Below are 13559 nucleotides of genomic sequence, written 5' to 3' on the forward strand. Positions count from 1 at the left end.
GGGAGCATTTGGAGCTATGTATTGAAGTCACCACTCCCATTATAAAAAAAATTATAACATTACAGCGATCGCTGAGTAAACCCCAAAATTTAAAATAAAATCATCAAAAAAGCACTGTTAATTTAATCGTTTAACAGCGCTTATATATCAATTAGAGATACTAAAAATAATTAAAAAATACGCTTAATTACTTTTTAACTTATAGTTGCTATCTAGCCAGCATAGAGGAAGAGCTTCTCCTGAAGGAAAAACCAAATCAGATTTCTTTACGGGTTCAGGAGGCTGTTCATTCTGCCCTTCTTGAACCTGCACCATCACTTCTTCCTTAAAAGGATCGATCAGATCGCTTACTTCGTTAATCTCTACCAATCCATCGTCTTCTTTACTTTTTAATAGCATTAGCAACTTCCTATTTATTGTTAATTAAATCTTTCGCTATTCAAAAGTATTACCAATTAGGGGTTGTTTTCATCTGACCAAAGATTTATTTATTGATCCATTTCCAAAGAGGATGTCTTTTTCCCTTAGCCTGAATTCTTTCAACTTGCTTTTCTAGCTGGTGTTTTTCACTAGCAGGTAGTCCCCAGATAATATTGCGACTTTGCCAGACTAAAACAGAGACAGTAGTGGCGACACAAAAAGCCAAACAGAGAGTTGGGATTAAATTAAAGTGAAATCCATAATAGACGGCTGCCCAGGTGAAATAGTCGAACCAGAGGGCAATCTCTGACTTAAGTTGCCACAGGGCATAGATCCCAAGCGTTAGCCAACTAACCAAGACAAACAACCAGCGACCATATACCGTTAGCCGATGGAGTTTAGCTACCTGCTGTTTAAAATCAGATTGATTATTAGTCACTGTGTCTTGTTCAATAGAACCTGTATTGCAAAATTCTAATTATTAATTATCGCTCGCCAATTGTCATCATTCCGATGCTGGGGTGTCAGTAATTACAACAGGCTTGTTATTTTTATCTTTGCGCCACCAAGCTAACAGAGTACTGGCAACGAAGATACTAGAATATGCACCCAGAACAAAGCCCACAATTAAGGCTAGAGCAAAGTATTTAAGGGTTTGCCCGCCAAAGAAAAATATGCCCAGCAGTGGTAGCAAAGTAGTCAGAGTGGTGTTAATCGATCGCCCTAAGGTTTGAGTAACGGCATCATCAACTACTCGATTAATCGAATAGTCAGGATTAGCCGCCATGTTTTCGCGGATGCGATCGTAGATTACTACAGTGTCGTTAACGGAGAAACCCACAATAGTTAGCAGTGAAACGAGGAATAAACTATCAACTTCGACACCCATGGTTACGCCCAAGATAGCAAATACCCCTGCCGTAATCAGCACATCATGAAACAATGCCAAGATCGCAAACAAAGCATAATCAAACTGGAAGCGAATACTTAAATAGACAATAATGCCAAAGAAAGCGACTAATAACGCCAATATCCCTGAAACAAACAATTCTTCGCCAACTGTTGGCCCTACAGAATCGATCTGAAGGGTTTGAGGATCGAACTTACCGATTAGCTTAGTTAAAGAATTTAATAATTCCTCACGGCGGTCAGTATCAAGATTTTCTGTTCTCACAGAAAGAATCTGTCGATCATTTCCTAGTAGCTGAATTGTACCGTTACCTAATCCTTGCTCATTGAGTACTTCTCGTACCTGCGCCACATCTATAGGCTGGTCACAATTATTGGCGATGGAACAATCACGGGCAATCTGGATGCGAGTACCACCGACAAAGTCGAGACTAGGGCGAAGAGGTGCGCCCAAGGTAGTAAAGGAAAAAATCATTGCAGCAATACTGGCGAGCATTGCTATTCCCGAAATTGCCCACCATAAGTTTCGTTTCTGGGTAACTCTAAATTTCATTTCCATTGTTTAAATTGCAAAACTTTTGGCTTTTGTACGGGCGAACGGCCGTTCGCCCCTAACTTGACTTTTGACTCTTGTAAAATAACTACTGACGTTGTACCCCTGTGGTATTACTAGGGACAGAATTAACATTGGGGCAGAATAATTCTGGTTTCTGGCGAATTTTCTTGTTGCTTAACACTACTAATAACATTAGAGTACGGCTACAGGTAACAGCGGTAAACATACTAACCACGACTCCAATCAAAAGAGTGATGGCAAAACCTTTAACTAAACCCGAACCTAGCCATAACAGAGCAAGACAGGCGATCGCTGTAGTGACGTTACTGTCTAAAATACTGGAAAATGCCCGAAAAAACCCTGATTCGACCGACTTATAGAGGGTTTTCCCTGCCTTTAATTCTTCTCTAGTGCGTTCAAAAATAAGCACATTAGCATCTACCGCCATCCCAATACTGAGAATAAAGCCAGCAATTCCAGGGAGAGTCAGAGTAACCCCGATTAGGGCATAACAAGCCATAGTGAGCAAACCATAAACAATCAGAGCAACATCGGCAATTGCTCCTGGTAGACGATAGTAAACCACCATAAAGATTAAGACTAAGAACAAGCCGACACTACCTGCAATAATGCTCTGACGGATACTATCTTGCCCCAGAGTTGCCCCAACAGTGCGATTTTCTACTACAGCCACGGGGAAGGGTAAAGAACCACCTTTAATCTGGATCGCTAAATCTTTTGCGCTTTCAAGGTCGAAGTTACCTGTAATGACTGCACGACCACCGGCAATGCCGGTATCGGCAAATTCAGGCCCAACTACGGGAGCGCTAAGGAGATCATCATCGAGGAAAATACCAAGACTACGACCAGTCCCCGCCAAGTTTTTGGTTAACTGGGCAAACTTTTTGCCCCCAGCATCATTAAAGTTAATCGCTACTTCCCAACGATTTCCTGTGGCATCAGGTTGAGGACGAGCATCTGTAAGGTCTGTCCCAGTTAAACCAACAGATTCAAATAGGCTAGCGATCGCTTTATTGGATTCTTCTAAAGATTGCCTCGCTTCAGCTATCTTCTCCTGATTTGCCTTGGCTAACTCTCCCTGGGTCAAAATCGCTAATGCGGAGGCTTTTTGCTGCCTAACTTGATTTTCCGCTAGATATTCGCCTTCTGTGCCTTGGCGTTGCTCTTTAAACTCTAATTTAGCCGTTCCTTTTAAGCGTCTTTCCGCTTCTTCAGGCTGACTTTCTCCTGGTATTTGGATCAAAATTTTGTCTTCGCCGATAGTTTGTACCGTAGTCTCGGACACTCCAAACTCGTTGATCCGATTTTCTAAGACTCGCTGTACTGCCTCAACATCTTTGATTGTGGGCTTAACGTTGGGGTTTTCTTTGGTCGGGTTGACCTGAATAGTTAACTGAGCGCCCCCTCTTAGGTCTAGTCCTAACTGGGGTGGAATGGTTATCAAAATGGCGATCGCCGCTGCGACCAATGCCAAAATTAAAATAATGTAGGCTCTTTGTTTCTGCATTTACTTATTATCACCTGCCTAATATGAGGGCAGCTTTTTCTCTTCTTGAACTATGGTACTTTAGCTCAACATTACATTCTGCCGTAGTAAATGCCATGATAGATCCTTTTTGTACTCTTGCCAGAGCCATTAATCCGCAATCAGTGAATCTGTTACTATCAGTAGTCTGTTAAATATTGGTGGCGATCGCAATTATGTTTTCCATTTGGGCATCAGTTTTGATTCCTTCTGGTGAGATATGGGTGGCTGCTGCCTGATAGCCTCGATCTTGAAGGGTTTTAATTAAATGCGATCGCTTGGGTAGATCTAGTTTGCCTCGATTACCAATTTCTCCCAGGGTATAAAAGTAAGGTGGAAAGTCGATTTCCCCCTGCATTAGATTTAGTAACTTGATTATTTTTGACCAATTCCACTCTTGAGCTAGAGTTTGAAAACGTTGTAGCTGTTGCTCATCGTGTAATTTACCCAGCCACATTGCACCGCTGACGGTAATAGCAGGATTTTTACAGATACAGCCAACTTTATTTAATTTACGCCAGGAATAAGTTTGATAGTTACCGCAATGATGACAATAAGCCAGAAAGCCATAGTTATTTGCAGTCAACTGGGGTTTAGATACTAGACGCAGCATCACCCGATAAGTTTGTCCTGTAAATAACGAAAAGATCGGTTCAATGCCTAATCCTTTGGTTGCAGCCTGTTGTTGAGTTGCCCCAATCAGTAATCTTAAAGCCTGTTCTTGAATAGCGGGATGGGAACGAGCGATCGCATTATAAGCCTGAACTGTTTGTTCGGGAGGATGTCCTGTTAAAGTTCTGCCATCGGTGCAGGTGAGATACATTAACCCACCGATTTTAGTTGCCCAAAGCATCGTATTCAGATAGGGGACAGCACTGCCAAAACAGTCTACGTCTACTAAATCGTAGTAGTCACGCTCTTGATAACAGTGAAAGAAAACTCGATGGGCATCCTGATGAGTGAGCTGAAAATGTTCTGGGGCGATCGTTAAACTCAAATTTGGCTGTATTGTAGAATTAAGCTGGTAATTCCCGTCATTAACCCACAAGTAATCGGCATTGCTCTCTAGATAGTAGCGCAAGCTGCGAACGCCACAACCAGCTAGAGTATCTAACACTTTGAGGCTACCATGAGCTTGTTTGTAAGCCGTAGCTGCCAACACCCCCAAATCCCGCACATATTTAGTTCGAGGATTATAAAAAGCCTGACCTACCTGAAACTTAGCTTTTTCTTCCTGATGCCAATTAGGTTGATTTTTCAATTGTTAGATTTATTTGTAGCCTTAATTCTTTACTGATGTTAACCCACTACCTATTTGCGAAGCTTATCCTTTAGGACTACCCACTCTTAGCAGATTGATTAGTGCGTAGCCTTAATTATTTACTTTTATCTTATACGTCTGGTGTGAATTAAAAATTGCTTGTGAACTAGTACTTGTCATAGTGAATTTTAATTCAAGGGATGAAATAACGTTGTTTCGCTGTTACTGGGTAATATTTAAAAGCTAAAAGCTAATAGCTAATAGCTACGAACTAGTAAACTCGAACGAAGCTAATTCACACTAAGCGTCTTATGTATTCGTCATCATCAAAAGTGGTTAAGACCAAAATCCGCATCCAAGGATAGCGTCGGCAGATCTCACGAGTGGCAGTAACTCCATGACAAATAGGCATTTGAATGTCCATTAAGATTACATCTGGCTGTAATTTTTCGGCTAAGGCGATCGCTTTCCTTTAAAATTCCTGCCGACATGGAAGCTGAAACCATTGATACTATAACCGTCGAAACACAATATTGAAATAAAAATTCTTGCTTAACTAAGCATGGCGATCGCTTCTTCACACCAAGCGATCCAAGAACTTTCGTAACGAATGCCACAACGCAAGGTTAGATAATGACATTTTTGTTTATAGGATAATTGAGCCAGATCGGAAAATTTTTCTTGTTCTTTTGTTTTGTACACTAATAACTGTTTACTGTGGATTTGAAGACGACTTTGAATCTGTTGCAAGATGACTGATTTGGGAACTAAATTGGCTGCAATCAGTTTGACTAGCAACTCTTCGCGAACTGCCATTGGTTCGGCTGGTTCTAAAAGCCAAGTTTTTAGTTTTTCTACTCCTTGGTCGGTGATTCGATAAAGCTTTTTGTCAGGACGACCTTCTTGGGGAACAACTTCTGAAGCGATCGCTCCTTCTTTTTCTAATTTTCCTAATTCTCGATATATCTGCTGTTGGCTGGCTTGCCAATAGTACCGACTGGTTTGCGAAAATTTCTTCCAGAGATCGTAACCGCTGTAAGATTCGTCTCCCAGAGTTACCAAAATTGCATGTGTTAGTGCCATTTCATTATTTAGTCAAAACAAATATCTGCTTGTTCCTATAGGGTGATTGGTATCGATCATAAGCGAATTTTAGCGATCGCTTGACATACTCAACTAATTGTATATATATTTATATAATACTAAATTTGTTGTGTATTAACTAAATTGTATATCGATAAACCATTTATGACTAGATGGAAAATAAAATGAGCTTAAAAAAATCTCCTCAAGCTGAACCAATCGATACATCAAAAGAAAATGCTCAAAATCACATTAAACTTCCCCCTCAAATGAAACCCAAAAAACCAGTGCAAAACTGGCAGCTAGCGATCGCTACTGTAATTTTATTAGGATTAGGTTTTGTCTTGGGGCAAAAATTCCAGCCACAGCAGACAACAGAGGCTAAAGTCTTAGCTAACAAGCAAACAAATATACTGCCAGTTAAAACTATAGCCATTGAAGCAGTTCAATCATATTCGACTTCTCAAACTTATACGGGAGAAGTAACGGCGTTACGGACAAGCGAAGTTGGTTTTGAGCGTGGGGGAAAGTTAACTGAAGTCTTGGTGGAAGAAGGCGATCGCATTTCTCTTGGTACTCCTCTAGCTAAGTTAGATACAGCAAACCTAGAAGCACAACATCAGGGCTTAGTCGCCCAAAAAGCGCAAGCAGCAGCACTCCTAGCAGAATTAAGCAATGGTGCGAGGACGGAGAAAATTACCGCAGCCCAAGCAAAGGTAAGGGATATTGAACAACAGCTAAAACTAGAGCAACTCAAAAGTTCTCGTCGAGAATATTTATATGGTGAAGGGGCGATCGCTCGCGAAGAGTTGGACGAAATCGCCTTTAATCAAAAAGCCTTAGCCGAACGTTTAGTCAATGCTCAAAGTAATTTAGCTGAGTTGAATAACGGTACTAGAGTAGAACAGATTAACGCCCAACAAGCAGCAGTAGATCGACTGTCGGCGGAGATCGAAGATTTAGATATTACCATCGCCAAAAGTACCCTGAAGTCTCCCTTCGACAGCATAGTTTCGGCTCGTAATTTAGATGAAGGAACTGTAATTCAACCAGGTCAATCTATTTTACGCTTGGTGGAAAATGCTCAACCCAAAGTTAAAGTGGGGTTACCAATTTTAGTTGCCAACAAAATGCAGGCTGGCAGTGAACAACAAGTGACAATTGGCGACAAAAAATATAGTGCTAGAGTAAGTTCTATTTTACCTGAAGTTAATCCCGCAACACGCACCAGGACATTAGTTCTGAAGCTCTCACCCACCGCAGCTACTCAAGTATCTCCCAAAGAAATCGCCCGTTTAAATGTTACTCATACTAATAAGACTGATGGATATTGGTTACCCATTACAGCTTTAGTCAAAGGCGATCGCGATTTATGGTCTTGTTATGCTGTCGTGGCAAATGATTCTAATACCAGCCGAGTTGAACGCAGATTAGTAGAAGTCTTGGAAACTGATGGGGAAAGAGTTTTAGTTAGAGGCACATTAAAAGCAGGTGATGCGATCGTCACTGATGGTACGCAAAGACTTGTTTCTGGTCAACTGGTTAGTATGGACTAATGGCGTTGCTGATTTGAGGCTAGAAATAAAAAATTAGACTGTTCGTAGCTATAAGCTGTAAGCTATAAGCCATAAGCTTTTTGATTTTTCTACTTAATAACGAAAAGTTGAAAATCACATCCTGATTAAGCAACGTCGAACTGATTAACTCATCGTGGAAATTACCGAGCGCTTTGGGAAATTTAGCCATTCATAACCTAAATTTTCTAGAACAAGTAAAACTATTGCCTTATGAAAATTATCCGTCTTTTATTTCAGAAATCAGGAAAACTCTTTGTTCTAGGAGCGATCGCGAGTATTTTTACTGGCGTTAGTAGTGCAGGTTTGATTGCACTGATCAATTATATTTTACAAAACATAGACCAAATATCGACTGGAATAGTAGTAAGTTTTATTGGTTTGTGCTTGTTGCTAATGATCTCGTCAGCTATATCTTGGATGCTACTAACTCAACTAGTTCAAGATATTATTTATAATCTTCGTTTGAATTTAACTCAAGGTATTTTAGCCTGTCCTTTAAGCGAACTAGAAACTTTAGGCGCACCAAAATTATTAGCTGCTATTACGGAAGATGTTAATACTATTGCTGGTTCTTCCATTGCCATCTCGGGTATGGGAGTTAATATTTCCTTAGTTTTAGGATGTTTAGTTTATTTATGTTGGCTATCTTTTCCAGTATTTATCTTATTTATAGCGATGATTATTTTGGGTATTTTTAGTTATCAATACATTGCTAATCAAGGTAGATCGGGATTAAAAAATGCTAGAGCAGAACAAGACATTTTATTCCAACATTTTCAGACAGTCACTCAAGGTATTAAAGAATTAAAATTACACCGTCAAAGACGTAATACTTTTTTCCAAGAAGACTTAAAAGCTACAGCAAAAAGTGTGCGCCACAATTGGATGCAGGGAATGATTGCTTTTGCGATCGCTGGTGGTTATGGATTGGGTTTATTTTTTATTCCTTTGGGTATTTTGTTGCTTGGTCTGACTAGAATTATGTCAATTCCTCATGATGTTTTGACTAGCTACACGTTGACTTTTTTATATGCAATTACTCCTTTACGTGGAATTTTAAATACGCTACCAGAAATCAGTAAAACGAGTGTTTCACTAGAAAAAATTGAGTCTTTAGGACTATCTCTTGCCGAACAAATCACAGAACCTGATTTTCCTACTGGTTCTGATTTCAATGATAAGTGGACAAGTTTAAAATTAGTAGATATTAATCATACTTATCGGGGAGACAGTGAAGAACATCAGTTTACCTTAGATAATATTAATCTCAAGTTTCAACCAGGAGAAATTGTCTTTATCGTTGGTGGCAATGGTAGTGGTAAATCGACTTTAGTTAAATTAATTACAGGTTTATATACTCCCGATCGCGGTCAGATTTTGTTAAATAATATTCCTGTAAGAGATGATAATCGTGAATGGTATCGGCAACAGTTTTCAGTAGTGTTTTATGATTTCTATTTATTTGATCGTCTGTTGGGAATAGAATCAAACCGTGCCACAGAAATACAGAATTATCTAAACTTACTGGAAATAGAACATAAAGTCACAGTTAAGGATGGTACTTTATCCACTACAAATTTATCTCAAGGACAGCGTAAAAGATTAGCTTTACTAACTGCTTATTTAGAAGATCGTCCGATTTATGTCTTTGATGAATGGGCATCGGATCAAGATCCTGTATTTAAAGAAATATTCTACAAAAAACTATTACCCCAATTAAAAAGCCGAGGTAAAACTGTTATTGCTGTTAGTCATGATGATCGATATTTTGAAGAGTGCGATCCGAAGGGTAGGCGTAAGCCTAATCGCCTTGTGAAACTAGATTATGGTCGAATAATTGAAGATCGATATTTGAGTTAAATTCTCTGGAAAAATATTTATGATGAATTCATTTTAATTTAAGGTAGGAAGCATTGAATTACTCCCATATTGTCAAAATCTTTGGGAATTATTCGTTGAAAATCAAATTCAAAATGCGGGAGAAATGGCTGATGGTATTGCAGCTTATCTACAAAGTCAGTGCGACGGTGCTTTATTAGCCAAAGCTAGTGATGGAAAACTGCATATTCAGTTAGTTTATACCAGTAATCATCACGAGCCAATTGGATTTTGTATTACTTCCTTATCTAGCGATCGCATTGGCGAAGTAGAAGCTTTATATGTTTTAGATAAATATCAAGGCAATAATCTCGGTACTAAACTTATGCAAACTAGTTTGCAATGGCTAGAAGAAAATAATACCTTAGAACAAAAACTAATAGTTGCAGCAGGTAATGAACAAGTTTTTTCTTTCTATCAAAAGTTTGGCTTTCATTCTAGTTACACTACTTTATTTCGAGTGTAATTTAAACTCTAAATGGATTCATAAAATCTAATTTCCAAATAAACAAGACAGTAAAAAATAGTAAGAAGCATGAATAATCTTATTAATGTCTCAGAGTTACAAGAAGTATCAGAAACTCTTTTAATTACGGTATATCTAAGAAGCCTGGAAACCAAAAGAGAAGACAGATTAATAAAAGATGACAAATCAGTTGAAATTGTAAACAGTATAAATTACAACTTTCCTAAATTTGACTCAGAATCAAATCAAACTATTGTTGCCATTAGAACGGCAATTATAGATGAAGTTGTTAAAAATTTTATTAGTCAAAATCCCCATGCCACAATTGTTAGTTTAGGAACAGGCTTATCTACCCGATTTTTTCGAGTTGATAATGGTTTAATTAATTGGTTTGGTATAGATTTACCTAGAGTAAAACCAGCTTGGGATACTTTGCTTGGTGGTGAATCCGAAAGATTTCAATATCTCCCCTATTCTGTCTTAGATTTTGAGTGGATTAAACAAATACAGTCAAAAACATCCAAAAAAATTCTTTTTATTGCTGAGGGTTTATTAATTTATTTCTCGGAATCAGAAGTTAAACAGTTAATTATTACTTTGAAAAATAACTTTGCTGGCTCAGAACTAATTTTTGATGCAATGGGGAAATTTTCGGCAAAAAACAGTCAGCTAAATCCTGGCGTATCAGAAACAAATGCTTCTTTTAAATGGGGAGTTAATAATTTAAAAGAAATAGAAACTTGGGATCGAGGAATTAAATTAATCGATCAATGTTATTACTTTGATAAATATAAAAAACGATTAGGATGGCTGGGATTAATCAAGTATATTCCCGTATTAAAAAGTCAAGGCAAAATAGGACATTTGAGATTTATTCAATAGAGATAAAAAGCGATCGCTTTACCTATTCACCTACCTACTTACTCTACAAAAAATTCAATAACAATAACTATGATTAACAATCAACAACAACCAAAATACATACTATATTTCGTAGATATAAAAAACGCCATGTACTAAGATTGACTACCCAATTGCCGTTTAATTTGAACTATTTCTTGTTCCATTTTAATCAGTCTTTCCAATAAGTTTAAGCGATCTGAATCAGCGGATTGATGATAACCATAAAATTGATTGAATTTTTCCCGTTGATCTACTGTCAACTTAGCTATTTCTACAACTAAAGTGCCAATATCCTCTTTTAAAGAGCGAATATCTTCTCTGTTATTTCTAATTAAGGCTGCGTTTTCCTGAATCTGAAGATCCACTCTAGCTATATTATCTGTGTTTCTGATTTGACTTTCTTGAATTTGTCTTTGAACAGCCAACATTTGTTCGATAGTATTTCTAATTTCTTCTGGTGTCATAGTCTATTCAATAATCAATAATCAATACTCAACAATGTTTACTCTATTTTATCGCAACACTCGTCTCCTAATCCTAACTATTATTTTAATTGCTGTTTGGGGTATTTCTTCTTATTTCGCATTACCTAGATTGGAAGATCCTGAATTAGTTTCGCGTTTTGCAATTGTGAAAACTTTCTTTCCTGGTGCTGATGCCGAAAGAGTTGAAAATTTAGTTACCGAAAAAATCGAAAACAAATTAACAGAAATTGAAGAAATAGATCAGTATAGTTCTACTTCTCGGGCTGGCAGTTCAATTATTCAAATTGATTTACAGGATAGTGTCACTAAACAAGAAGTAGATGCAGTTTGGTCAAGGGTTCGCAATAAAATTGATGAAGTCCAAGTTGAATTACCTGCTAATATTACTGAACCAGAATTAGAAGAAGGTAAAGTTAAAGCCTATGCTTTGATTGCTGGTTTAACTTGGCAACAAGATGACCAACCTAACTATGGAATTTTACGCCGACAAGCAGAAGTTTTCAAAGAGCGTTTAGAAGGTATTGCAGGTACAGAAGAAGTAGAACTTTTGGGCGATCCTGATGAAGAAATTATTGTCGAAATTAATCCTCAAGCTTTAGCTAGTTATAATCTCACCGCAACGGAATTATCACAGCAAATTGCTCAAAGTGATAGTAAGATTGCTGCTGGACAATTACGCGGTAACGATCGCGATTTATTAATAGAAGTCGCTGGAGAACTGGATACTTTAGCCAGAATTAGAGAAATTCCCATTAGTTTTGCTGATAACGGTCAATTTGTAACCCTACAAAACATTGCAACTATCCGTAAAGGGATTACCGAACCTGCGAATGAACTGGCTTTAATTAATGGCTATCCTGGAGTAGCGATCGCCGTTCATGTTGAATCAGGACAAAAACTGGATTTATGGCGCAAAGCAGTGCAACCTAAGATTACTGAGTTTCAATCAGAGTTACCCAGTAGCATTGGTTTACCAATTATTTTCGATCAAAGTAATTATGTTGAGGCAAGACTTAATAACCTAAATATCAATTTCTTATTCGGTGCAGCCTTAGTCTTTGGCATAACTGTAGTAATGATGGGTTGGCGCAGTGGTTTGATCGTTGGTACAGCCTTACCTCTATCGGTTTTAATGGTCTTGGGTTGGATGAATTGGTTTAATATTCCTCTCCACCAAATGTCGATTACAGGCTTAATTATCGCCCTGGGTATCTTAATTGATAATGCCATCATTATGGTCGATGAGGTACAAAATCAACTACGACAGTCAACGCAAGCCAAAACTGCAATTACTAATAGCGTCAAGACTTTAGCCATCCCTCTGTTGAGTTCAACTCTCACAACTGTAATTGCTTTCTTACCTATTGCACTATTACCTGGGGCTACGGGAGAATTTGTTGGGGAGATCGCTGTAACCGTAATTATCGCTGTCTCTTGTTCCCTATTTATTTCTCTAACAATTATTCCTGCCTTAACAGCTAAGTTACATCCTACTTCCCCTACCCCCTCTACCTCCCCGTCGGGATGGTTGCAAACAGGTGTTTCTTTTCCTGCTTTAACTCGCATATATCAACGCAGTTTAAAATGGACACTTGTTCAACCTGTCTTATCAATCTTCCTGGCTTTATTAATTCCAATTATTGGTTTTATTCAAGCTGGTAATCTCGAACAACAATTTTTTCCTGCTGCCGATCGCGATCAACTACAAATAGAACTAGAATTATCATCCTCAGCCTCTCTGACACAAACTCAGACTTTAATTAAACAAATTCGCCAACAAATAATCGCTCGTCCAGAAGTAAAAGATGTTCACTGGTTATTAGGCACAAGCATTCCTCGTTTTTACTACAATTTAACTAGCGGCAAAGAACAACAAGCTAATTACGCTCAAGCTTTAGTCCAATTAAAATCCCTCGCATCTAGTTCGGTGGCTCAAAAACTGCAAACCGAATTAGATTCAGCTTTTCCCACCGCCAGAATAATTGTCAGACAGCTAGAACAAGGGCCTCCTTACAATGCACCGATTGAAATGCGGATTTATGGTTCTAATTTAGCCACCTTGCAAACATTAGGAGAACAAGCCAGACAAACTTTGATCCAAATCCCCGATATTACCCATACCCGGGCCAGTTTAGACGAAATTCAACCCCAGCTACAGTTTCAAGTAGACGAAGAACAAGCGCGTTTAGCAGGATTAGATCGTACAACCATCGCCCAACAATTAGACACTACCCTAGAAGGTGCGGTTGGTGGTTCAGTTTTAGAAGGAACAGAAGAATTACCCGTCAGAGTGCGTTTAGGAAATCGCGATCGCGCTAACTTATCTCAAATCTCTTCCTTAGATTTACTGGCAACTTCTCCCAGCCGTAATAGTAATCAGAATAATTCCCTTGCCACTGTCCCTCTCGACTCCTTGGGTAAAGTACAAGTCAAACCAGAACTAGCACAAGTCAGTCACTACAACGGACAAAGAGT

At 38.5% G+C, this 13559-nt stretch carries 12 protein-coding genes and 1 pseudogene; 5 read left to right on the forward strand and 8 right to left on the reverse strand.

Annotation, left to right across the window (positions count from 1 at the left end; genetic code table 11):
• Positions 1–183: 183 nt before the first annotated feature.
• The 7 genes and pseudogenes from C7B62_RS12040 to C7B62_RS12070 form a co-directional block, all read right to left on the reverse strand.
• Positions 184–399, reverse strand: a complete 216-nt coding sequence (locus C7B62_RS12040; RefSeq protein WP_106236306.1) for an acetyltransferase — start codon at positions 397–399, stop codon at positions 184–186.
• A gap of 85 nt (positions 400–484) precedes the next feature.
• The gene (locus C7B62_RS12045; protein ID WP_106236308.1) at positions 485–859 is read right to left on the reverse strand and encodes a hypothetical protein; all 375 of its coding nucleotides are present in this window, start codon (positions 857–859) and stop codon (positions 485–487) included.
• 66 nt (positions 860–925) lie between these two features.
• Complete coding sequence (secF, locus tag C7B62_RS12050) at positions 926–1882, reverse strand: protein translocase subunit SecF (protein ID WP_106236342.1); 957 nt, start codon at positions 1880–1882, stop codon at positions 926–928.
• A gap of 88 nt (positions 1883–1970) precedes the next feature.
• Entirely contained in the window at positions 1971–3413 is a 1443-nt protein-coding gene (secD, locus tag C7B62_RS12055; RefSeq protein ID WP_106236311.1) for a protein translocase subunit SecD, read from the reverse strand.
• A 169-nt stretch (positions 3414–3582) separates the two neighbouring features.
• Complete coding sequence (locus C7B62_RS12060) at positions 3583–4692, reverse strand: tRNA (guanine-N1)-methyltransferase (RefSeq protein ID WP_106236314.1); 1110 nt, start codon at positions 4690–4692, stop codon at positions 3583–3585.
• A gap of 310 nt (positions 4693–5002) precedes the next feature.
• A pseudogene (locus tag C7B62_RS12065) lies at positions 5003–5164 on the reverse strand (response regulator transcription factor); the annotation flags it as partial.
• Positions 5165–5244: 80 nt separating this feature from the next.
• Positions 5245–5775 carry a PadR family transcriptional regulator gene (locus C7B62_RS12070; RefSeq protein WP_106236317.1) on the reverse strand — a complete coding sequence of 177 codons (531 nt, stop codon included), beginning with the start codon at positions 5773–5775 and terminating at the stop codon, positions 5245–5247.
• 185 nt (positions 5776–5960) lie between these two features.
• Here C7B62_RS12070 and C7B62_RS12075 point away from each other — a divergent pair, with 185 nt between their 5' ends.
• The 4 genes from C7B62_RS12075 to C7B62_RS12090 all read left to right on the forward strand — a co-directional run bounded on the left by C7B62_RS12075 (position 5961) and on the right by C7B62_RS12090 (position 10578).
• Entirely contained in the window at positions 5961–7331 is a 1371-nt protein-coding gene (locus tag C7B62_RS12075; protein WP_233219932.1) for an efflux RND transporter periplasmic adaptor subunit, read from the forward strand.
• Between the two features lie 231 nt (positions 7332–7562).
• Positions 7563–9212 carry a cyclic peptide export ABC transporter gene (locus tag C7B62_RS12080; protein WP_106236319.1) on the forward strand — a complete coding sequence of 550 codons (1650 nt, stop codon included), beginning with the start codon at positions 7563–7565 and terminating at the stop codon, positions 9210–9212.
• A 124-nt stretch (positions 9213–9336) separates the two neighbouring features.
• The gene (locus tag C7B62_RS12085) at positions 9337–9696 is read left to right on the forward strand and encodes a GNAT family N-acetyltransferase (protein ID WP_106236322.1); all 360 of its coding nucleotides are present in this window, start codon (positions 9337–9339) and stop codon (positions 9694–9696) included.
• Between the two features lie 69 nt (positions 9697–9765).
• Positions 9766–10578 carry a class I SAM-dependent methyltransferase gene (locus tag C7B62_RS12090; RefSeq protein WP_106236324.1) on the forward strand — a complete coding sequence of 271 codons (813 nt, stop codon included), beginning with the start codon at positions 9766–9768 and terminating at the stop codon, positions 10576–10578.
• Positions 10579–10712: 134 nt separating this feature from the next.
• Here C7B62_RS12090 and C7B62_RS12095 read toward each other — a convergent pair whose 3' ends face one another.
• Positions 10713–11063, reverse strand: coding sequence for a hypothetical protein (locus tag C7B62_RS12095; RefSeq protein WP_106236326.1), 351 nt, complete (start codon positions 11061–11063; stop codon positions 10713–10715).
• A 34-nt stretch (positions 11064–11097) separates the two neighbouring features.
• On the opposite strand from C7B62_RS12095, the gene C7B62_RS12100 reads away from it, so the two are divergent.
• Positions 11098–13559 (forward strand): efflux RND transporter permease subunit (locus C7B62_RS12100; RefSeq protein ID WP_106236332.1); only part of this gene is annotated, 2462 nt, incomplete at its 3' end.

Origin of the sequence: Pleurocapsa sp. CCALA 161 (assembly GCF_003003995.1) — a bacterium.
Taxonomy (GTDB): domain Bacteria; phylum Cyanobacteriota; class Cyanobacteriia; order Cyanobacteriales; family Xenococcaceae; genus Waterburya.

Bases quoted from the DNA above. Each gene is read 5' to 3' on its own strand.
- C7B62_RS12040 (WP_106236306.1), bottom strand. From the start codon at position 399: ATGCTATTAAAAAGTAAAGAAGACGATGGATTGGTAGAGATTAACGAA.
- secF (WP_106236342.1), bottom strand. From the start codon at position 1,882: ATGAAATTTAGAGTTACCCAGAAACGAAACTTATGGTGGGCAATTTCG.
- secD (WP_106236311.1), bottom strand. From the start codon at position 3,413: ATGCAGAAACAAAGAGCCTACATTATTTTAATTTTGGCATTGGTCGCA.
- C7B62_RS12070 (WP_106236317.1), bottom strand. From the start codon at position 5,775: ATGGCACTAACACATGCAATTTTGGTAACTCTGGGAGACGAATCTTAC.
- C7B62_RS12075 (WP_233219932.1), top strand. From the start codon at position 5,961: ATGAGCTTAAAAAAATCTCCTCAAGCTGAACCAATCGATACATCAAAA.
- C7B62_RS12080 (WP_106236319.1), top strand. From the start codon at position 7,563: ATGAAAATTATCCGTCTTTTATTTCAGAAATCAGGAAAACTCTTTGTT.
- C7B62_RS12085 (WP_106236322.1), top strand. From the start codon at position 9,337: ATGGCTGATGGTATTGCAGCTTATCTACAAAGTCAGTGCGACGGTGCT.
- C7B62_RS12090 (WP_106236324.1), top strand. From the start codon at position 9,766: ATGAATAATCTTATTAATGTCTCAGAGTTACAAGAAGTATCAGAAACT.
- C7B62_RS12095 (WP_106236326.1), bottom strand. From the start codon at position 11,063: ATGACACCAGAAGAAATTAGAAATACTATCGAACAAATGTTGGCTGTT.